This is a genomic window from Acerihabitans arboris (assembly GCF_010131535.1).
In the GTDB taxonomy this organism is placed as follows: Bacteria; Pseudomonadota; Gammaproteobacteria; order Enterobacterales; family Enterobacteriaceae; genus Acerihabitans; species Acerihabitans arboris.
Window position 1 is genome coordinate 1 of record NZ_WUBS01000022.1, and the last position, 19,274, is coordinate 19,274.

A 19,274-nucleotide genomic window follows, 5' to 3' on the forward strand; every position below is an offset into this window, starting at 1 on the left:
CCAGAACGTTGGAGCGGTGGAACAAGAAACTGGCAACCAATAAGTACCGTGACACTTAATCCTGAGCGGGAAAAACAGGCAGCCTAAATCAGCAGGGGATGACAACAACCTTGACACTGACCGATGGGCCACCGTGCGCGATGTTCTTTCATTACCAACCGAACCGTTGCCGTTGCCCGAGACCTATAAATTGGGCGGTCCGCAACATTACAATTGGCATGTTACCAGGGCATTAAACCAAATAACAATTGATAGGTTAAAGTTTATTAAAGCAGGTGGTTCACGATTTGATTTACCTGATAGATTAAGACCTGATTGTCATAAAGGTAAAAATGAAGGTTTCAGTAATGTTTATGGCAGGATGTCTTGGGATAAGCCATCTCCGACAATAACAGGTGGATGCACAACTCTTAGTAAAGGTCGTTTTGGGCACCCTGATAAATTAAGAACCATTTCTATACGAGAGGCAGCTTTACTACAAACGTTCCCTGCTTCTTATAAATTCAAAGCTTCCTCTGTTGATAGTGTGTGCCGTATAATAGGTAATGCTTTACCTTGCTTATTTGCAAAAAAAATGGCTTTAGCATGTATAGATGCTCTAAAAAAACAGAGTAAAATTGAGGTTTGACTTAGAATTTTTTAGGTTTTTGAACTTCGCTTTTATGCTAATTTCATAAGTGAAACTGGTTAGTTTTTTTATTAAATCCGCTGTCAATACAATTAATCTGGTCACGCCTGATATTGTTGAATACACCGATTTACATATTAAACTTGGTGAAATACTGACCGGAGAATTCAAAAAACACGTACCCTTATTTTTACCGAAAATATATTTCTCTACAATATTTTAGCTTAGATTACTGTTAAACCTTAAAGTGGTAGCGCCATTTCGTCAGTAGATCGATGGCTGGCGCATTGCTATATCCAATTTCTTTCCCAGCTACGCTGGAAGAGTGTCGGCGATATTGGCGGCGGCTGATGAGTACCTAGTAACGGTAAACAGCAAGTGATCTGCCAATATCTCCGGCGTGGAATCCTTCGAAGCGTTTCGCCACTGTGTCACCGATGAGGCTGGCTATTAAGATGCTTATATAATGCCTGACGTCTCCGTGATGAAATCCCCGAGATCGGTCTCATTTGCCAAAATGAATGAAACGGATTTTAAAGCCTTATACAAAACCACCAATAATATGCTGGGGACTTTCATCATTTCTAAAACTTTAACAATCAGCAAGCCGTCTAGGACTCCGTCTCATAGCTGATGAGCTATGCTAATTAAGGATTATGAACAAATCAGATCTGATATATATTGCCTGGCTAGCGGCCTAGGGCTGTATTGTTTGCCGAAACCTTGGCATCGGGACTACACCATTTGAGATTCATTAGTGTAGAACCGGTTAGGGCGCTGGTCAACACGCTTCTAATCTCATGTTTGGACCTTCCCGCTTATCCAATATTGTCCGGGCTATGTATCTCTCTGAAGTCATTCAGACTAGCAGCCGGCCCGCTCTTATGATAGCTGTCTTTTGTATGAAACCATTAAAGAGGTGCTTGTACTCGGCTGTAAGATCTACGCAGGCGAAACCAATGAACAGGTACCCCAGTCAGTTTCGGATAAAGCGGTGGAGTAAGTGGCACCCAAGTGGAACCCTGTGGGGAGAGCCGCTTATCAATCACGATTTCCCCCCACTTTCCGGCTATATATAGACAAAAAGTGGGGTACTAGCCCGAAAGCCACATTCTGCCTGGGTTGAGCCTGTATCACCGGAAAACAGGTGGGGGATAATCTGGACGCCATAAAAGTGGGGAGAAAAATGGGGAGCAGGTCAAGAGCAAGAGGCCTGTCCCTCCCTATTATCACGCACCCAGCGCCACCGCGATGCTGAGATTGCCGGTGGCGGCCTGCTCGACATAATTTCCCCACCAGTCCATCATTTCCCGGCGCTGCTGTAAATACTGCGCCCGGTTATAAGCCCGGCGCACCTCATTCGTATCGATATGTGCCAGCGCGGCTTCGATAACGTCCGGGGGAAACCCCTGCTCATTGAGCGCGGTTGACGCCATAGCCCGCATACCATGGGCAACCAGCACATCCTTGAACCCCATCCGCTTGAGCGCCATGTTGGCTGTCTGGCTGCTCATCGGCTCTAGGGGATGCCGGTTACTGGGGAAGACATATTCCCGGTGCTGGCTGATAGGCCGCATTACCTCAAGCAAGCGGAGCGCCTGCGGCGAAAGCGGGATAACATGCTCGCGCTTCATCTTCATCCGTCCCGCCGGGATATGCCATTCCCTGGCGGTGAAATCAATATCGGCCCAACTTGCGCTGGACGCTTCCGCCGGTCGGGTCATGGTCAGCAACTGCCATTCAATCACGCAGCGGGTTTGACGGTGGATACTGGCCACAGACAAGGCACGCATCAGGTCCGGCATTTGTTCAGGACGCAGGGCAGGGCGGTGCCGGACTTTGGGCTTTTCAAACACCCGGCCAATGCGGGCCGCCGGATTGGTGGTGACCAGTCCGGCATTTAGCGCATAGTCCATCACTTCATTGATGCGCTGCGTAAGCCGTTTTACTGTTTCCAGCTTGCCGGCGGCACGCGTAGGCTCCAGTGCGCCAATAAACTGCTGGGCGGTGATACTGGCGATGCCCAGGGAACCAATATGTGGGAACACATATTTGCTCAGGGAGCGCCAGATATCATTCAGGGTATGTTCTGCCAACCCGGCGGATTGCTTGGTTTTGTACCAATCAGCGGTGACTATCTCGAAGGTACTTTCACGGGCCTGTTTCTGCCGTAGCTGTTCGCTACGTTGATGTTCCTGCGGGTCGATATATTTGCTAAGGAGGGTACGCGCTTGTTCGCGCAGCTGGCGGGCATCAGCCAGGGAGACAGCGGGATATGCGCCCAGGCTCATCATCGCCCGTTTGCGGGTATGGGGCCGGTAATAACGCAAACGCCAGAGTTTAGATCCGGTTGGCGTCACCTGAAGCTCCAAGCCATCGCCATCATAGAGAACCTGCGGGCGGGCGGGTGCCCTGACGTTTTTGACCTCGGTATTGTTCAGCGGTTTGGTTTGACGAGCCATATGCCATTCCCCCACGCAAAATGACTTGCGGGTTAGGCATAGCGAATCATCCATCCGGCCATGCCTATGCCCAAAGATATGCCTAAAAACTGTGGATTTTACTGTATCAAGGAGGAATGCATTGGACAATAAAAAACAGCAAGTCATGATAACTTGCTGTTTTTTAATTTCTTACTGGCCTTGTCTGGACATCTATGGACAAAACCTTGGGATGTATTGGTCGGCATGAGAGGATTCGAACCTCCGACCCCCGACACCCCATGACGGTGCGCTACCATGCTGCGCTACATGCCGACTGTATGGGCGCCTATACTACCTTTTATTGCGTTGATTGCAATAGCACGTTGAATTGACTGCCTTAGATTTAAGCAGTTAATTGGCAATAAAGCGTTTCTCATCCGTCAGCACCTGTAAAAGCAGCGCCAGCTGCGGTTTTGCATGGCGAATAATATCGCCGTTCAGGTCATAGGTACGGTAGTCGCCGTTGCTTTGCAGCACGATGGTCTGCGTCGGGGTATTGATGACCAGCGTGCCGCTATCGCCGCTGACCACCCAATCGTTACCCCGTCTTGGCGCGAACAGATCCTCGCCCTGGGTATAATCGCTGGCATCGGTGGCGACATGCAGCAGGCGCTGCATCAGGGTGGCGGTGACGTCATTATGGTAAGTCAGCTTATCCACCACCTGCGCCGGCGTGCCCGGCCAGTGGACGATAAGCGGCACCTGCAGCTGGTAGCGGTTAAGACGCGTGCCGGCTTCCCGATGGCCGTTTTTCCTGTCGTTCAGCTCCAGGCCGTTGGCGGCGGTGATCACCACCACCGTATGCTCCAGGTCGCCCTTGGCGCGCAGCGTGGCGATCATCTGGTCGATATAGCCGTCCAGGCGCTGCGCGCCCTGCTGGTAATGCGGCGCCAGGGCAGGGGTGTTGTTCAGGCCGGCGGCGACGTCGGTGCCGCTGAATTCCACGTAAGAGAACCAGGGCGCGCCGCCGCTGAACGCCGCGCGCCACTGTTGCCATTGCTGGGCGGTCTGGCCGTCGGTCTGGTTGACGGGTTCCGGCAGGCTGAAATCGGTCAGCAGCGCCTGCCTGTCCAGCGGGCTGCTAAAGCCGTTGGAGGAGAACAGGCCCAGCTGATAGCCCTGCTTGCCGAGCGCGTCGAATAACACCGAGGTCTTGCGCGCCGCCATGATGCCGTCCATATAAGAAGACGAAATGCCGTAAAACAGACCGAACAGCCCGGTATCCGCGTGATTGCCGGTGCTGAAATGGTTAGTGAACCGCACGTTGTCCGCGGCGAACTGCTTTAACGCCGGCATACGCTGATCGACGGTATCGTTGCGCAGCGCGCCCGTGGCGATAATCAGCAGGTTATAACCGCTGCCTTTATTCTGGAACTGCACCGCGCTTAACGGATATTCCACCGCCACTGCTTCGGGGTTGCCCTGCCGCACCAGGCGGCGTTCATATTCCTGCGCATCCAGCAGGCCATGCCGTTCCAGGAAGCGGCGCGCGGTCATGGGGTAGGATAGCGGCAGGTTGGAGCGCTGCATGGTAATCGGCCGGTAAAAATTGGCGTCCGCCCAGATATAAATCACATGCGAGGCAAAAAAGGCGCAGATAAGTAAAACGGCCACGGGTTTGCCGATTTTACGCCGGTTAAGGCTGCGCAGCTTTTGCCATGACCAGGTGGCGAACAGCATCTCGACAAGGAAAATGATCGGGATGCCGATAAACATCAGCTGCCAGTCGCGGGCCAGTTCACCCTCGTCGGGGTTGACCACCAGCTCCCAGACCACCGGGTTAAGATGCAGGTGGAAGCGGGTAAATACCTCGGTATCCACCAACAGCAGCGTGAGCCCGGCGGTGGCGACAATGGCCGACAGAAAGCGCAGCAGGCGCTGCGACATCACCACAAAGGTCAGCGGGAAGATAATCAGCAGATAGAGCGTGAAGCCGATAAAACTGAAGTGGCCGAGCCAGCTGGCAAACGCGTAAATGCGGCCCGGCAGCGAGCCCGGCCAATCGGCGACAAATAGATAGCGGCTGCCAAGCCCGAGGCTAAGCAGGATGTTGAAAAGGGCGAACCAGTGACCCCAACTGATCATTTGGGAAACTTTGTCACGGTAGCGCTGACTATTTATCACCATAAATCAGTCTTGGCAGATAATCAATTAATGAGTGTCGTGAGTCCGGACGGAGGAAAGTAATGCCTCGCCGAACGAGTTTGCCAGGGTTTTGCGCTGTTCCGGCGCCACGCTGGTATTGATCACATGGGTAATCATATTACCCAATACCATCAACGACAAATCGGTTGGCGTACGATGCTTTTCCAGCACCGCCGAAAGTTCGCTCAGCAATGTTTCAACCTGTTCGTCGCTATAACGGGATGCTTGCGGCATAATATATTCTTAGTGATCTGATAAAGTCCGCTATCTTACCGTATCAACTTCGCTTTTTCCGCTTTTTTATCGTTTTTCACCCTGGCCGCCCCCCGCAATGTGCTGCCCCGTGGCAACACCGGTTGAGCTGCGGGCAATTCGGTGTTTGAATACGCACCTGGCCTGAAGGAGAATAAATCATGAGTCTGGATATTGACCAGATAGCGTTGCATCAGCTTATCAAACGTGACGAGCAAACGCTGGAGCTGGTATTGCGGGATTCACTGCTGGCGCCCAGCGCGGCGGTGGAAGAGATGATGGCGGAACTGCACCGGGTCTATAGCGCGAAAAATAAAGCCTATGGTCTGTTTAACGAAGGCAGCGAGCTGGCTCACGCGCTGCGCAATTGCCGCAAGGGCGACGACGACTTCCTCGCCTTTACCCGCGCCGCCACCGGCAGGCTGCGCGACGAACTGGCCAAATATCCCTTTGCCGAAGGCGGCGTCGTGCTGTTTTGCCAGTACCGGTATCTGGCGGTGGAATATCTGCTGATTGCGGTGCTTAACAGCCTGAGCAGCATGCGGGTTAACGAGCAGCTTGATATCAGCAGCACCCACTATCTGGATATCAACCATGCGGATATCGTCGCGCGTATCGACCTGACCGAATGGGATACCAATCCGCAGTCCACCCGCTACCTGACGTTCCTGAAGGGCCGGGTGGGGCGTAAGGTGTCTGATTTCTTTATGGATTTCCTCGCCGCCAGCGAAGGGCTGGATGCCAAGGCGCAAAATCGCGGGCTGTTGCAGGCGGTGGATGATTACTGCGCCGACGCCCAGCTCGATAAGAATGAGCGGCAAAATGTTCGTCAGCAGGTTTACAGCTATTGCAAGGATCAGCTGACGGCGGGTGAGGAGATCCAGGTGGCCGAACTGTCTGGCACCCTGCCGCCGGTGGGCGAGAAGACCTTCCAGGCGTTTTCCAGCGAAGCGGGCTATGAGCTGGAAGAGCGCTTTCCGGCCGATCGCGGCACCCTGCGGCAGTTGACCAAGTATGCCGGCAGCGGCGGCGGCGTCACGCTGAATTTTGACGCGCAGCTGCTGGGCGAGCGTATTTTCTGGGACCCGGCCACCGATACCCTGACCATTAAAGGCACGCCGCCGAACCTGCGCGATCAGCTCGCGCGCCGGCAAAATGGCGGCAGCTAGCTTATCGGCACGCCCTCCCTTGAACACGCCGGTGTCAAGGCGGGGATGGCGAGCTTCGGGGCGCAAAAAAAAACGCCGCGTAAGCGGCGTCTCCCATCGTATCGGTTTAAACGCGATTAAACGCGGACAAAGTCGATATGAGTCAGTTTTGGTTTGAACGGATGGCGTTGTACCGCCTGAACCTTAACCTTGGTTTCGGCGCCGTCGATAACCAGCGATAATGTGTCGCTGTAGAAACCCGGTTTAGTCTGGGTATTCAGCACGATTTCGTGGTCCATCTCGATGGAGACCGGCGCTTCGGCGCCACCGTAAACGATAGCAGGAAACTTATTCGCCAGACGCAGGCGGCGGCTCGCACCCTTACCCTGATCTTTACGCACTTCTGCATTAATAATTAACATGTATTTTCTCGATACTTAAAAAAGTAACCCCGCTACAGGCGACCCAGCAGCAGGTTGGATAAACGTGCTTTAAAGTAAAGCGGGCTGAATTCTACCGGAAATAGCCTGCCGGGGCAAACAAAACCCCTTCAGCCGCGCAATTCGTGGGCCAGGCGAAAGCGTCCCTGGTAGTCGAAAATCTTTTCCCGCACCTGCCAGAAGTGGCCCTGGCGGCGGGCGACGACAAAATCCGGCTGGCGCAGCCGGTCGGCGGCCAGCTGGATGTCGAGGGCGGTCCGCCAGAGAAAGGGCACGCCCGGCGCCCGTTGGTGCTGGCGCAAAAAACGGTGCTCGAACGCCCGCCGCTGGGGCGGGGTATGCAGCCGGAAACGTTCGCCGACCTCGGCGCCGTCCTCGTCATGGTAGGTGACCCGGAGCCATTCGCCCTTGTCGTCGCGGCCGCTGTCGAGGGTCATGCCGCTGCAGCGCAGCACCAGCGCGTCCTTGAGCCGCAGCGCCGCCTTGAGCATATCGTCGGGATCCACCAGGATCTTATCGCACTCATGGCAGCGCCTGGCGGCGATGTCGTTTTCGGCGCCGCAGTCCGGGCAAATCTTGAAGCGGAAGCGAAAATCGCACTGGCGGCGTTCGCCGTCCTCCTGTTCTTCGAAGCCCTGGCAGCGGCGGCCGTAGTGTTCGATAACCTCGCCCTCCGCCGTGGTTTTGCCCCAGAACTGGTTGGCAAAGCCGCAGGCCGGGCAGAATACCTGCACCGGCGTGCCGGATCCCGCGGGCTTGGCCTGGCCGACCTCGGGCGAGAACAGGTCGTGGCCGTTGCCGGCGTAGTCCAGGATCAGGCACTGGGTCTTGCCGGGATACAGCCGCAGGCCGCGCCCGACAATCTGCTGGTACAGCCCGACCGATTCGGTGGGCCGCAGGATGGCAATCATATCCACATGCGGGGCGTCAAAGCCGGTGGTCAGCACCGCGACGTTAACCACATAACGTAGCGACTGTTGCCGGAAAGCGGCGATCAGCCGGTCGCGCTCCGCCTGCGGCGTTTCGGCGCTGATTAACGCCGCCTGCGCCGGCGGCAGCAGGCCGAGGATCTCGCGGGCGTGCTCCACGGTGGCGGCGAAGATCATCACGCCGCGCTTATCCGCCGCGTATTCCCGTATCTGGCCGACGATAAGCGGCGTAATGCGGTTTTGCCGGCGCAGCTCCAGGTTAAGTTCAGACTCGGCGTAATAGCCGTTGATATTGGGCGACAGGCGGCTGAAATCGTAATGCAGTACCGGCATATCCAGGCGCTCCGGCGGCACCAGGAAGCCGTGTTTTATCATATAGTGCAGCGGCAGCTCATAGACGCAGTCGCGGAAAAAACAGCGCTCGTCGCCCCGGACCATGCCGTGATGGTGGTATTGGTAAATCCATCCCTTGCCGAGGCGGAACGGGGTAGCGGTCAGCCCCAGGATGCGCAGCTCCGGCCGGGCCAGGCGCAAATGGCGGATAACCTGCTGGTACTGGCTGTCGTCGCCGTCGCCGAGCCGATGGCACTCATCGATAATCAGTAATGAGAACGCCCCGTCGAACAACGCCAGGTTGCGCGCCACCGACTGCACGCTGCCGAACACCACTTTGCCCTGGCTGGCGCGCTGTTGCAGCCCGGCGGCGAAAATATCCGCCATAAGCCCGAGCGTCTGGAATTTTTCGTGGTTTTGCGCCACCAGTTCCTTGACATGGGCCAGCACCAAAACCCGGCCGCGCGCCATGCGTGCCAGCTCGGCGATAACCAGGCTTTTGCCGGCGCCGGTGGGCAGCACGATAACCGCCGGCGCGTCGTGGCGGCGAAAATGATCAACCGCCGCGTCGACCGCCTCGCGCTGATAAGGACGAAGGGTGAAGGACATTTCCAAATGAATCTCGTTGTCGGCTATGCTGCGTAAGCAAGCCCCGTTATACTGTTGCTTCACATTATAAGCATATGCGGCATCCGCCGCCTTTCCCGCACTATCCCCGGACCCGAGGCTGATGGCCAGGCCGCGCGCCGCGCAGATGCCGGCGGGCGGGGGGAGGGTCGCCGGGCGCTTTCCAAGATTACAGGCAAAACGACGTTAATGCGACTGGACAAATTTTTATCTCAACAGTTAGGTATCAGCCGGGCGCTGGTGCAACGGGAACTTCGCGCCAAGCGGGTGACCGTCGACGGTGACATGGTTAAACAGGGCGCGTTCCAACTGCGGGCGGAGCATGAGGTCCGCTTTGACGATCGGGTCCTGCGCCAGATACTCGCCCCGCGTTATTTTATGCTGCATAAACCCCAGGGGTATGTGTGCTCCACCGACGATCCCGATCATCCCACCGTGCTCTACTTTATGGACGAACCGGTGCCGGACAAGCTGCACGCGGCCGGCCGCCTGGACATAGACACCACCGGCCTGGTGCTGATGACCGATGACGGCCGGTGGTCTCATTGGATCACCTCGCCCAGGCATCATTGCGAAAAAACCTATCTGGTGGCGCTTGAGGATCCGCTGGGCGGCGATATCGCGCGTCAGTTTACCGAGGGGGTGATGCTCAACGGCGAAAAGCTGCCGACCCGTCCCGCGCGGCTGGAGCAACTGGCCGAGCGGGAAGTGCGTCTGACCATTAGCGAAGGGCGCTATCATCAGGTGAAAAGAATGTTTGCCGCCGTGGGCAACCATGTGGTGGCGCTGCATCGTGAACGCGTCGGCGCCATCGTGCTGGACGCCGGTTTAGCGCCCGGCGAATATCGCGCGCTGACCGACGATGAGATCGCAAGCGTCGGCGCGCCCGCGCGCCCATAACCAGGCCGGCGGGCGGTGTGCCCGGCCGGTAAAGGATCGATGAAGGAATGAACGAGGAGTAGTGCAACGTGCAAGCTGACCGGAAATCCCATATCGGTTTAATCATCATACTTGGGTTATTGTCGATGCTGATGCCGCTGGCCATCGATATGTATTTACCGGCCATGCCGCTGATTGCCGCGGAGTTCGGCGTTAGCGCCGGCAGCGTGCAGATGACCCTGAGCGCCTATGTGCTGGGGTTTTCCGTCGGCCAGCTGTTTTACGGTCCGCTGGCCGATAGCCTGGGCCGTAAGCCGGTAATCTTGTTCGGCACCTTCTTTTTTGCCGTCGCCGCCGCGGCCTGCGCCTTGTCGCAGTCGGTTGATCAGCTGATTAATATGCGTTTTTTGCACGGCCTGTCCGCCGCCGCCGCGAGCGTGGTGATCAATGCGCTGATGCGCGATATGTTCACCAAGGATGATTTTTCGCGCATGATGTCGTTTGTGGTGCTGGTGATGACCGTGGCGCCGCTGCTGGCGCCAATCATCGGCGGCGCGCTGCTGGTGGTGTTCAACTGGCACGCCATTTTCTGGATCATGAGCCTGACGGCGCTGGTCGCCACCGTGCTGGTGCTGCTTTACATCCGGGAAACCCTGCCCAGGGAGCGGCGGCAAACGTTTAACTTGCGCACCACCATCGGCAACTTCGGCTCGTTGTTCCGTCATAAGCGGGTGTTCAGCTATATGCTCGCCAGCGGTTTTTCCTTTGCCGGGATGTTTTCGTTCCTGAGCGCGGGGCCGTTTGTCTATATCAATCTCAACGGCGTGTCGCCGCAGAATTTCGGCTACTATTTTGCCCTTAACGTGTTGTTCCTGTTCATCATGACGCTTATCAACAGCCGGAGCGTGGCGTATTTCGGGGCGCAGAAGATGTTCCGTTTCGGGCTGTTTATCCAGTTGCTGATGGGCATCTGGCTGCTGATTGTCTGCGGGATGAACCTGGGATTTTGGCCGTTGGTCATCGGGGTGGCGGTGTTTGTCGGCTGCGTGGCGATGGTGACCTCCAACGGTATGGCGGTGATCCTGGATGATTTTCCGCATATGGCCGGGACCGCGTCGTCGCTGGCCGGCACCCTGCGGTTCGGCGTCGGCGCGGTGATAGGCGGGCTGTTGTCGCTGGCAACCTTTACCAGCGCCTGGCCGATGGTACTGTCCATGGCGTTTTGCACCCTCAGCGCGATGCTGTGCTATCTGTATGCCAGCCGTCCGCGCCGGGCGGCGCGTACCGCCTGATCGGCCTCTGTCTTTAACACGCCTGCTTTGAGGTTCGCTGCCGGCGGGCCGTTGCCCCGCGAGCCTCTTTACCTTTTATTTTTTTTGTGACCGTTTGTAGCCGGTTGGTTACAAATGGTCGCAAATCTGCGCTTGTGTTTCTTTTCATCGTAATGATAATCAATATCGTTTTAATTGACGTTTCTTTACTCTTTGACCGCCCCTGACAGCTCCGAGGTAATAGGTATGTTTGTGCCTTTTCTGATTATGTTGCGCGAGGGCCTCGAGGCGGCGCTGATTGTGAGCCTGATTGCCGGCTACCTGAAGAAGACCGGCCGCGGCCGCTGGCTGAAGGCGGTCTGGGCGGGCGTGATAAGCGCCGCGCTGCTGTGCCTGGCGGTGGGCATCGCCATTAATGAAACCACCGGCGAGTTTCCGCAAAAGCAGCAGGAGCTGTTCGAGGGCATCGTGGCGGTGCTGGCGGTCATCATCCTGACCTGGATGGTGTTCTGGATGCGTAAAATGTCCCGTTCGATCAAAGCCCAGTTGGAAAGCGCGGTCGATCAGGCGCTGGGCAATGCCAACGGGCAGGGGTGGGCGCTGGTGGGCATGGTGTTTTTCGCCGTCGCCCGCGAGGGGCTTGAGTCGGTATTTTTCCTGTTGGCGGCGTTTCAGCAGGACGTGGGCATCGCGGCGCCCATCGGCGCGGTGCTGGGATTGGCCAGCGCCATTGTCTTAGGCATGCTGATGTATTACGGCGGCATCCGCCTGCGCCTGGAGAAGTTCTTCAAATGGACCAGCCTGTTTATCCTGTTTGTGGCCGCGGGGCTGGCGGCCGGGGCGATTCGCGCTTTCCACGAGGCGGGATTATGGAATGGTTTCCAGGATATCGCGTTTGATTTTAGCGCGACCTTGTCCACCCATTCGTTGTTCGGCACGTTGCTTGAGGGGCTGCTCGGCTATCAGGAAGCGCCTACCGTCAGTGAAGTCGCAGTGTACTTATTATATCTGGTGCCGGCCCTGGTGGTGTTTGTCCTGCCAGCCCGGGGCAACCGGACGACGCGCGTCGCCGGATAATTTCCATTAAATTGTTCCACTATTCAGGGTAAAAAACATGTCCAATATGCAACGCTTCCGTCGCCGCATTCTTCCTGCCGCCTTATTGGCGGCGCCGGTGTTGTCGTGGGCCTTGCCCGCGACGGCGGCCGAGGTGCCCCAGGTCAAGATCACCGTTAACGATAAACAGTGCGAGCCGATGGCGCTGACGGTAAAACCGGGCAAAACGCAGTTTATTATCCATAACGCCAGTCAAAAAGGGCTGGAGTGGGAAATACTCAAGGGCGTGATGGTGGTCGAGGAGCGTGAAAACGTGGCGCCGGGCTTTACCCAAAAGATGACCGCCACCCTGGAGCCGGGGGAATATGATATGACCTGCGGCCTGCTGAGCAACCCGAAAGGCAAGCTGACGGTATCGGCGGACGGCGGCGCGGGCGCGGCCAAACCGGATGCCATGGCGCTGGTGGGTCCGATTGCCGACTATAAAGTCTATGTGCTGCAACAGGTCGGCGAACTGGTCACCCATACCAAGACCTTTACCGATGCGGTAAAGAAGGGCGATCTGGCCACCGCGCAGAAGCTGTTCGCTTCGACCCGCGTTTATTATGAACGTATCGAGCCGATCGCCGAACTGTTCTCCGACCTGGACGGCAGCATCGATGCCCGCGAGGACGACTTCGAGCAGAAATCAGCCGATCCGAAATTTACCGGCTTCCACCGGCTGGAAAAAATCCTGTTCAGCGATAAAACCACCGCCGGCACCGCGCCGTTTGCCGATCGGCTGTATCAAGATACCCAGGATCTGCAAAAACGTATTAGCGACCTGACCTTTCCGCCGAGTAAAGTGGTCGGCGGCGCCGCCGGACTGATCGAGGAAGTGGCCTCCAGCAAAATCAGCGGTGAGGAAGACCGTTACAGCCGTACCGATTTATCCGATTTCCAGGCCAATATCGACGGCGCGCAAAAGATCGTCAACCTGCTGCGTCCGCTGTTGCTAAAAGCCGATGCGTCGCTGCTGGCGAAGATTGACGGCAACTTCGCCAAGGTGGATAAAGTGCTGGCGAAATACCGCACCAAAGACGGCTTTGAATCCTATGATAAGCTGACCGATGCGGATCGTACCGCGCTGAAAGGCCCGATCACCACCCTGGCGGAAGATCTGGCGCTGCTGCGCGGCGTGTTGGGCCTGGAGTAGGATTTATCGCATCATGAGTACTGATAAAGACAAAAAACCACGGGAGGCGGCGGCGATGCCCTCCCGGCGGCGTTGGTTGAAAGGGCTGGGGGCCCTCGGCGGCGCCCTGGCGCTGCGCGGCGCGTCGGCGGCGCCGGCCGCCGGTGATTCCCCCGGCACCTTATCCCCCGATGCGCGCTGGCAGCGCCAGCCGTTTTACGGCCTTCACCAGGCCGGCATCACCACGCCGCAGCAGGCGGCCATGATGCTGGTGGCGTTTGACGTGCTGGCCGACGATAAAGATTCACTCAGGCGGTTATTCCGCCTGCTGACCGATCGCATCGCCTTTTTGACCGAGGGGGGGCGGGCGCCGGCGGTGGATGAAAAATTGCCGCCGATGGATTCCGGCATCCTGGGCGAGCGCATAGCCCCGGACAATCTCACCATGACTGTCGCGGTGGGCGATTCGCTGTTTGACCAGCGTTTTGGCCTGGCGCCGCGAAAACCCCGGCGTCTGCAAAAAATGACGCGTTTTGCCAACGATGCGCTGGACGCCGATTTATGCCATGGCGATCTGTTGGTGCAGATCTGCGCCAACGGCAGCGACACCCTGATCCACGCGCTGAGGGATATCATTAAACATACCCCGGATTTGCTGGGCGTGCGCTGGAAACGGGAAGGATTTATCTCGGCCGGCGCGGCGCGCAGCCAGGGCAAGGAGACGCCGATTAACCTGTTGGGCTTTAAGGACGGCACCGGGAATCCGGATACCCGCGACCCGGCGCTGATGGATCGGGTGATCTGGGTGGGGACCGGCGCGGACGAGCCGGCCTGGGCGGTAAACGGCAGCTATCAGGCGGTACGTATCATCCGTTTCCACGTCGAATCCTGGGATCGCACGCCGCTGCACGAACAGCAGACCATATTCGGTCGTGATAAACGTACCGGCGCGCCGTTGGGTATGGCGCGGGAACACGACGTTCCCGATTACGGCCAGGATCCCCACGGCCGGGTTATCCCGCTGGATGCCCACATGCGCCTGGCCAATCCGCGTACGCCCGCCACCCAGGACAGCCTGATGCTGCGGCGGGGCTATAGCTATTCCCTGGGCGTGTCCCGCTCCGGACAGCTGGATATGGGGCTATTGTTCGTCTGCTACCAGCATGATTTGGCCAAGGGTTTCCTTACCGTTCAGCAGCGGCTTAACGGTGAGGCGCTGGAGGAATATATCCAGCCGATCGGCGGGGGATATTTTTTTGCCCTGCCGGGCGTGGCTGGCCCTGGCGGCTACCTGGCTCAGGGGCTGCTGGCGTAGCGCCGTCCGCCAGGATTTACCCGGGCAGGGCTCACCCATGCGGCGCTATGTGCCTACGCCGCCAATGCATCAGGTTTGCCCACATTGCCGCTGACACCACGGTCCTTGTCCGCACGCTATGGCGCTCCCCCATGCGCTATCCCTCCACCCGTTTGATTCCCGTTCGTGTCCCATGACGCGAGTCCGCCGCTATCCCCGACGTCTTTATCGGCGGCTGTTGTTGCCTGTCGGCTGAAGGCTGATGTCCAACTTGTTCGTGAAATGTAAACAATAAGCTCGTATAAAGTTATGCAAATGCATAAAAAAGAGTTGTATTACGGCGTTTAAAGCGGTACATATAAGCCGAAAAAGAGATCTGTATCGCGTTTTAATTGTAAGTGTGCTGTTTTTGTGAACAAATTGGCTGCAAATGTCACGTCAAGATTATATTGTTGTGATAAAATTGTTACTGGCTAATTTTTTTCGTCTGGGGATGTTGAGTGACAAATCTACAGTTATCCGTGGTGCATCGTTTGCCCCGCCATTATCGCTGGCTGAATGGGTTTAGCGGGATTAAAGTCGAGCCTGTCTCCACGGCGGATGGGGACGACAACGAGCTGATAGGCCTAACGCTGCTAAGCCATGAAGGCGATGCCGCATGGGAAGTGATGCGTGAACTGGCCCGCTCCCTGGTGGAAATCCAGGTCACCTGCTCCGTGCTGGAATGCGAAGGCCAGCCCTGCCTGTTTTTGCACCGTGACGATGAGTGCACCGGCCTGTGCCGCCTGAAAAACATGGGCGTGGCCATCGCCGAACCGGCCGCCGCTCCTTACTTTTCATAAGGCGCCCTGGCCGGGTCCCCTTAGCGCCGCGCCTAACCGGCCGCTTGCATTAACTGGCGGGTATAGTCCGCCGACGGCGAGTCGAAAACCTGCCGGCAATCACCCTGTTCCACCACCTCGCCTTCCCGCAAGACAATCACCTGATGACACATTGCCCGCACCACCTGCAGATCGTGGCTGATAAACAGGTAGGTCAGATGGTATTTTTCCTGTAGCGATTTCAGCAATTGCAGGATCTGCGCCTGCACCGACCTGTCCAGCGACGAGGTCGGTTCATCGAGGATTACCACGTCCGGTTGCAAAATCAACGCCCGGGCGATGGCGATGCGCTGGCGCTGCCCGCCGGAAAATTCGTTCGGGTAGCGATGGCGGGTGTCGGGATCCAATCCCACTTCCTGCAGCGCGGTAATCACCCGTTGCTCCTGTTCCGCGGACGTATATCGATGATGCACCCGCAGTCCCTCCACCACGATTTCCGCCACCGTCAGCCGGGGATTAAGCGCCGAGTTCGGATCCTGGAACACCACCTGGATACGGCGGCGCAGCGGCAGCATCCGCCGCCGGTTAAAGGTGTGCAGCGGCTGGCCGTCAAACCAGATCTCCCCGTCGGATTTCAGCAGCCGCAGGACCGCCAGCGCGGTGGTGCTTTTGCCGGAACCGGATTCGCCCACCAGGCCCAGGCTTTCGCCGCGCCGCAGGCTGAAGGTCACCGCCCGCACCGCGCTTTTTTGCGCCGCCTGGCGGCGAAACAGCCCTCTCCGCACGGAAAAATTCACCCCCAGGCCGTCCACCCGCAGCAGCGGCGCCGCGTCCGCCGGCACCGGCGGCGGATGCCCGCCCGGTTCCGCCGCCAGCAGCCGGCGGGTATAAGGGTGCCGGGGCGCGCTGAACAGGGTCTGGCAGGGACTGATTTCCACGCATTTGCCCTCTTGCATCACCGCCACGTTATCAGCCAACTGGCGGACGATATTCAGGTTATGGGTAATAAACAGCAGCGCCATGCCCATTTCCCGGCGCAGATCGGCCAGTAGCCGCAGGATTTGCGCCTGGACCGTGACGTCCAGCGCGGTGGTCGGCTCGTCGGCAATCAGCAGTTTGGGCCGCGTCAACAGCGCCATGGCGATCATCACCCGCTGTCGTTCGCCGCCGGAGAGCTGGTGGGGGAAATCCTTCAGCCGGGATTTAGCCTGGCGGATGCCCACCCGATCGAGGCTGGCGAGCACTTCGGCATGGGCTTCGGCCCCGTGCATGTCCCGGTGCAGCGCCAGCACTTCCAGCAGCTGTTTTTCCACGCTGTGCAGCGGATTAAGCGACGACATCGGTTCCTGGAATATCATGGCGATGTCATTGCCACGTACCCGCCGCAGCGCCGCGTCGTCGGCATGCAGCAGGCTCTTGCCCGCGAACAGGATATCGCCCTGGGGATAGAGCACCGGCGGCGACGGCAGCAGGCGCAGCACCGACAGGGCGGTAACGCTTTTGCCCGAGCCGGATTCGCCCACCAGCGCCAGGGTTTCGCCGGCGTTAAGCGTAAGCGACACCCGATCCACCACCAGGCGGGTTTCATCCCCCTGGCGAAAGGCGACGCTCAGTTCCTTAATCTCTAGCAACGGTGTGGTCATAGGTTAATGGGCCTTGCTGGGATCGAAGGCGTCGCGCACCGCTTCGCCGATAAAAATCAGTAATGACAGCACCAGGGCCAGCGTGATGAAGGCGGTGATGCCGAGCCAGGGCGCCTGGAGATTATTCTTGCCTTCCAGCAGCAGGTTGCCCAGCGACGGCGAGCCGATGGGCAGGCCAAAACCCAGGAAATCCAGCGAGGTGAGGGTGGTAATGGACCCGCACAGGATAAACGGCAAAAAGGTCAGCGTCGCCACCATGGCGTTGGGCAGCATATGGCGCAGCATAATCATCCGATCGCTGACCCCCATGGCCTGCGCGGCGCGGATATAATCGAAGTTGCGGGTGCGCAGGAATTCCGCGCGCACCACGCCCACCAGGCTCATCCAGCCGAACAGGACGGTGATTCCCAGCAGCCACCAGAAGTCCGGCGGCACCACGCTTGATAATAATATAATCAAGAACAGCGTCGGCATGCCCGACCAGACCTCGATAAAACGCTGTCCCCACAGGTCCAGCCGGCCGCCGTAATAACCCTGGCTGGCGCCGGCGATAATGCCGATCGCGCTCGACAGCAGGGTCAGCGCCAGGCCGAACAGCATCGACAGCCGGAAACCATATAATAAGTTCGCCAGCACATCCTTGCCGGTGCTGTCGGTGCCCAGCCAGTTTTGCGTGGTGGGCGGCGAGGGGAAGGGGCGCTCGGTGGCAAAATTAATGGTGCGGTAGTCATAGCGGATCGGCGCCCATAGCGCCCAGCCGTGCTCGGCCAGCCGCCCGGCGACAAAGGGATCGCGGTAGTCCGCCGGGGTGGCCAGCTCGCCGCCGAAGGTGGTTTCGCTGTAGTTGAACAGCAGCGGCGAATAAAACCGCCCCTGGTAACGCACCAGCAGGGGTTTGTCGTTGGCCACCAGCTCCGAGCCGAGGCTGACGATAAACAGCAGCAGGAACAGCCATAACGACCAGTAGCCCCGTCGGTTGTGGCGAAAGCGCGCCCAGCGCGCCCGGTTGACCGAACTCATCCGGCTCATTGGCGGCCCTCGAAATCAATACGGGGATCGACCAGCGTATAGGTCATATCGCTGAGAATATTGAGCAGCAGGCCGATCAGGGTAAAAATATACAGGGTGCCGAACATCACCGGGTAATCCCGTTGCAGGGTGGCGTCATAACCCAAGAGCCCGAGGCCGTTCAGGGAAAACATCACTTCTATCAGCAGCGAACCGGTAAAAAACATGCTGATAAAAGTGGCGGGAAAACCGGCGATCACCAACAGCATGGCGTTGCGAAACACATGCCGGTAGAGGATCTGGTTTTCCGACAGGCCTTTGGCGCGCGCGGTGACCACGTATTGTTTGCGGATCTCGTCCAGGAAGGCGTTTTTGGTCAGCATGGTCAGGGTGGCGAAACCGCCGATCACCGTCGCCAGCACCGGCAGCGTAATATGCCAGAGATAATCGGTGATTTTTTTATACCAGGGCAGGCTGTCGAAATGGCTCGACACCAGCCCGCGCAGCGGAAACCAGTCGAGATAGCTGCCGCCGGCAAACAGCACGATAAGCAGGATGGCGAACAAAAAGGCCGGGATTGCGTAACCGATGATGATCAGCGTGCTGCTCCAGACGTCAAACGCGCTGCCGCTGCGCACCGCTTTTTTAATGCCGAGCGGGATCGACACCAGGTAGATAATCAGCGTGCTCCACAATCCCAGGGTAATGGATACCGGCATGCTTTCCTTGATTAAATGCATCACCGAGGCGCCGCGAAACAGGCTGTCGCCGAAATCAAAACGCACGTAACTCCACAGCATGCTGAAATAGCGCTCGTGCAGCGGCTTATCGAAGCCGTAGCGCCGGGTGATCTCTTCGATCACTTCCGGATCCAGCCCGCGGGCGCCCCGGTACTGGCTGTCGCCAATCTGGCCGCCGTGCAGCGTCTGGACGCGGGCGGCGGGGTCGCTGTACCCGGCGCTGAAGCCGCTTTGCCGTCCCATTTCAATGGCGGCGATGGCCTGATCCACCGGACCGCCGGGGGCGATTTGCACGATAAAAAAGTTCAGGGTAATAATCGCCCATAATGTAGGGATCACCAGCAATAAGCGGCGTAATAAATAAGATAGCAAGCGGCTCCTCCCTTAGAGCTTTGGCGATATT

Annotated in this window: 17 protein-coding genes and 1 tRNA gene; 9 read left to right on the forward strand and 9 right to left on the reverse strand. The window is 57.8% G+C overall.

All coding sequences use genetic code 11. The features are described from left to right. Positions 1–133: 133 nt before the first annotated feature. Both GRH90_RS26640 and GRH90_RS26755 read left to right on the forward strand, forming a co-directional pair. A complete protein-coding gene (locus tag GRH90_RS26640; RefSeq protein ID WP_312857218.1) occupies positions 134–628 on the forward strand; it encodes a DNA cytosine methyltransferase in 495 nt (164 codons plus the stop codon). A gap of 466 nt (positions 629–1,094) precedes the next feature. Further along, complete coding sequence (locus tag GRH90_RS26755; RefSeq protein ID WP_162368480.1) at positions 1,095–1,262, forward strand: DUF1367 family protein; 168 nt, start codon at positions 1,095–1,097, stop codon at positions 1,260–1,262. A gap of 595 nt (positions 1,263–1,857) precedes the next feature. On the opposite strand, the gene GRH90_RS23845 is transcribed toward GRH90_RS26755, so the two are convergent. From GRH90_RS23845 to GRH90_RS23860, 4 genes are all read right to left on the reverse strand, one after another. Next, positions 1,858–3,090: an integrase domain-containing protein gene (locus GRH90_RS23845; protein WP_162368481.1), complete on the reverse strand. Its 1,233-nt coding sequence runs from the start codon at positions 3,088–3,090 to the stop codon at positions 1,858–1,860. Positions 3,091–3,307: 217 nt separating this feature from the next. Next, positions 3,308–3,384, reverse strand: a tRNA-Pro gene (locus tag GRH90_RS23850). A gap of 78 nt (positions 3,385–3,462) precedes the next feature. Further along, positions 3,463–5,238 carry an LPS biosynthesis-modulating metalloenzyme YejM gene (yejM, locus tag GRH90_RS23855; RefSeq protein WP_162368482.1) on the reverse strand — a complete coding sequence of 592 codons (1,776 nt, stop codon included), beginning with the start codon at positions 5,236–5,238 and terminating at the stop codon, positions 3,463–3,465. A gap of 24 nt (positions 5,239–5,262) precedes the next feature. Then, positions 5,263–5,490, reverse strand: coding sequence for a YejL family protein (locus tag GRH90_RS23860; RefSeq protein WP_162368483.1), 228 nt, complete (start codon positions 5,488–5,490; stop codon positions 5,263–5,265). A 179-nt stretch (positions 5,491–5,669) separates the two neighbouring features. Between GRH90_RS23860 and yejK the strand changes: the two genes are divergently transcribed. Continuing rightward, on the forward strand, positions 5,670–6,677 hold the full coding sequence (gene yejK, locus GRH90_RS23865; protein WP_162368484.1) for a nucleoid-associated protein YejK: 1,008 nt from the start codon (positions 5,670–5,672) through the stop codon (positions 6,675–6,677). A gap of 116 nt (positions 6,678–6,793) precedes the next feature. Here yejK and rplY read toward each other — a convergent pair whose 3' ends face one another. Together rplY and radD are read right to left on the reverse strand one after the other, a co-directional pair. Further along, positions 6,794–7,078: a 50S ribosomal protein L25 gene (gene rplY, locus GRH90_RS23870; protein ID WP_162368485.1), complete on the reverse strand. Its 285-nt coding sequence runs from the start codon at positions 7,076–7,078 to the stop codon at positions 6,794–6,796. Positions 7,079–7,206: 128 nt separating this feature from the next. Then, the gene (gene radD, locus GRH90_RS23875; RefSeq protein ID WP_162368486.1) at positions 7,207–8,967 is read right to left on the reverse strand and encodes a DNA repair helicase RadD; all 1,761 of its coding nucleotides are present in this window, start codon (positions 8,965–8,967) and stop codon (positions 7,207–7,209) included. 207 nt (positions 8,968–9,174) lie between these two features. On the opposite strand from radD, the gene rsuA reads away from it, so the two are divergent. The 6 genes from rsuA (at position 9,175) to GRH90_RS23905 (ending at position 15,501) form a co-directional block, all read left to right on the forward strand. Beyond that, entirely contained in the window at positions 9,175–9,885 is a 711-nt protein-coding gene (gene rsuA / locus GRH90_RS23880; RefSeq protein WP_162368487.1) for a 16S rRNA pseudouridine(516) synthase RsuA, read from the forward strand. A gap of 68 nt (positions 9,886–9,953) precedes the next feature. Continuing rightward, entirely contained in the window at positions 9,954–11,156 is a 1,203-nt protein-coding gene (locus tag GRH90_RS23885) for a Bcr/CflA family multidrug efflux MFS transporter (protein ID WP_162368488.1), read from the forward strand. 225 nt (positions 11,157–11,381) lie between these two features. Then, positions 11,382–12,212, forward strand: coding sequence for an iron uptake transporter permease EfeU (efeU, locus tag GRH90_RS23890; protein ID WP_162368489.1), 831 nt, complete (start codon positions 11,382–11,384; stop codon positions 12,210–12,212). Positions 12,213–12,249: 37 nt separating this feature from the next. Next, a complete protein-coding gene (gene efeO, locus GRH90_RS23895) occupies positions 12,250–13,386 on the forward strand; it encodes an iron uptake system protein EfeO (RefSeq protein WP_162368490.1) in 1,137 nt (378 codons plus the stop codon). Positions 13,387–13,441: 55 nt separating this feature from the next. Next, the gene (gene efeB, locus GRH90_RS23900) at positions 13,442–14,680 is read left to right on the forward strand and encodes an iron uptake transporter deferrochelatase/peroxidase subunit (protein ID WP_178113359.1); all 1,239 of its coding nucleotides are present in this window, start codon (positions 13,442–13,444) and stop codon (positions 14,678–14,680) included. 479 nt (positions 14,681–15,159) lie between these two features. Continuing rightward, positions 15,160–15,501 carry a YejG family protein gene (locus GRH90_RS23905; protein WP_162368492.1) on the forward strand — a complete coding sequence of 114 codons (342 nt, stop codon included), beginning with the start codon at positions 15,160–15,162 and terminating at the stop codon, positions 15,499–15,501. A gap of 32 nt (positions 15,502–15,533) precedes the next feature. Here the strand turns inward: GRH90_RS23905 and yejF are convergent, their stop codons facing one another. Genes yejF through GRH90_RS23920 form a run of 3 tightly spaced genes read right to left on the reverse strand, consistent with a single transcriptional unit; the run spans position 15,534 to position 19,243 of the window. Continuing rightward, complete coding sequence (gene yejF, locus GRH90_RS23910; protein WP_162368493.1) at positions 15,534–17,123, reverse strand: microcin C ABC transporter ATP-binding protein YejF; 1,590 nt, start codon at positions 17,121–17,123, stop codon at positions 15,534–15,536. 3 nt (positions 17,124–17,126) lie between these two features. Next, complete coding sequence (locus GRH90_RS23915; RefSeq protein ID WP_162368494.1) at positions 17,127–18,152, reverse strand: ABC transporter permease; 1,026 nt, start codon at positions 18,150–18,152, stop codon at positions 17,127–17,129. Then, positions 18,149–19,243, reverse strand: a complete 1,095-nt coding sequence (locus GRH90_RS23920; protein WP_162368495.1) for a microcin C ABC transporter permease YejB — start codon at positions 19,241–19,243, stop codon at positions 18,149–18,151. The genes GRH90_RS23915 and GRH90_RS23920 overlap by 4 nt, the downstream gene beginning before the upstream one ends. Positions 19,244–19,274: the final 31 nt, after the last annotated feature.

What these genes read in the sequence shown, in the direction of transcription:
- GRH90_RS26755 (WP_162368480.1), top strand. Translation starts at nt 1,095, where the DNA reads ATGCCTGACGTCTCCGTGATGAAATCCCCGAGATCGGTCTCATTTGCC.
- GRH90_RS23845 (WP_162368481.1), bottom strand. Translation starts at nt 3,090, where the DNA reads ATGGCTCGTCAAACCAAACCGCTGAACAATACCGAGGTCAAAAACGTC.
- yejM (WP_162368482.1), bottom strand. Translation starts at nt 5,238, where the DNA reads ATGGTGATAAATAGTCAGCGCTACCGTGACAAAGTTTCCCAAATGATC.
- GRH90_RS23860 (WP_162368483.1), bottom strand. Translation starts at nt 5,490, where the DNA reads ATGCCGCAAGCATCCCGTTATAGCGACGAACAGGTTGAAACATTGCTG.
- yejK (WP_162368484.1), top strand. Translation starts at nt 5,670, where the DNA reads ATGAGTCTGGATATTGACCAGATAGCGTTGCATCAGCTTATCAAACGT.
- rplY (WP_162368485.1), bottom strand. Translation starts at nt 7,078, where the DNA reads ATGTTAATTATTAATGCAGAAGTGCGTAAAGATCAGGGTAAGGGTGCG.
- radD (WP_162368486.1), bottom strand. Translation starts at nt 8,967, where the DNA reads ATGTCCTTCACCCTTCGTCCTTATCAGCGCGAGGCGGTCGACGCGGCG.
- rsuA (WP_162368487.1), top strand. Translation starts at nt 9,175, where the DNA reads ATGCGACTGGACAAATTTTTATCTCAACAGTTAGGTATCAGCCGGGCG.
- efeU (WP_162368489.1), top strand. Translation starts at nt 11,382, where the DNA reads ATGTTTGTGCCTTTTCTGATTATGTTGCGCGAGGGCCTCGAGGCGGCG.
- efeO (WP_162368490.1), top strand. Translation starts at nt 12,250, where the DNA reads ATGTCCAATATGCAACGCTTCCGTCGCCGCATTCTTCCTGCCGCCTTA.
- efeB (WP_178113359.1), top strand. Translation starts at nt 13,442, where the DNA reads ATGCCCTCCCGGCGGCGTTGGTTGAAAGGGCTGGGGGCCCTCGGCGGC.
- yejF (WP_162368493.1), bottom strand. Translation starts at nt 17,123, where the DNA reads ATGACCACACCGTTGCTAGAGATTAAGGAACTGAGCGTCGCCTTTCGC.
- GRH90_RS23915 (WP_162368494.1), bottom strand. Translation starts at nt 18,152, where the DNA reads ATGAGCCGGATGAGTTCGGTCAACCGGGCGCGCTGGGCGCGCTTTCGC.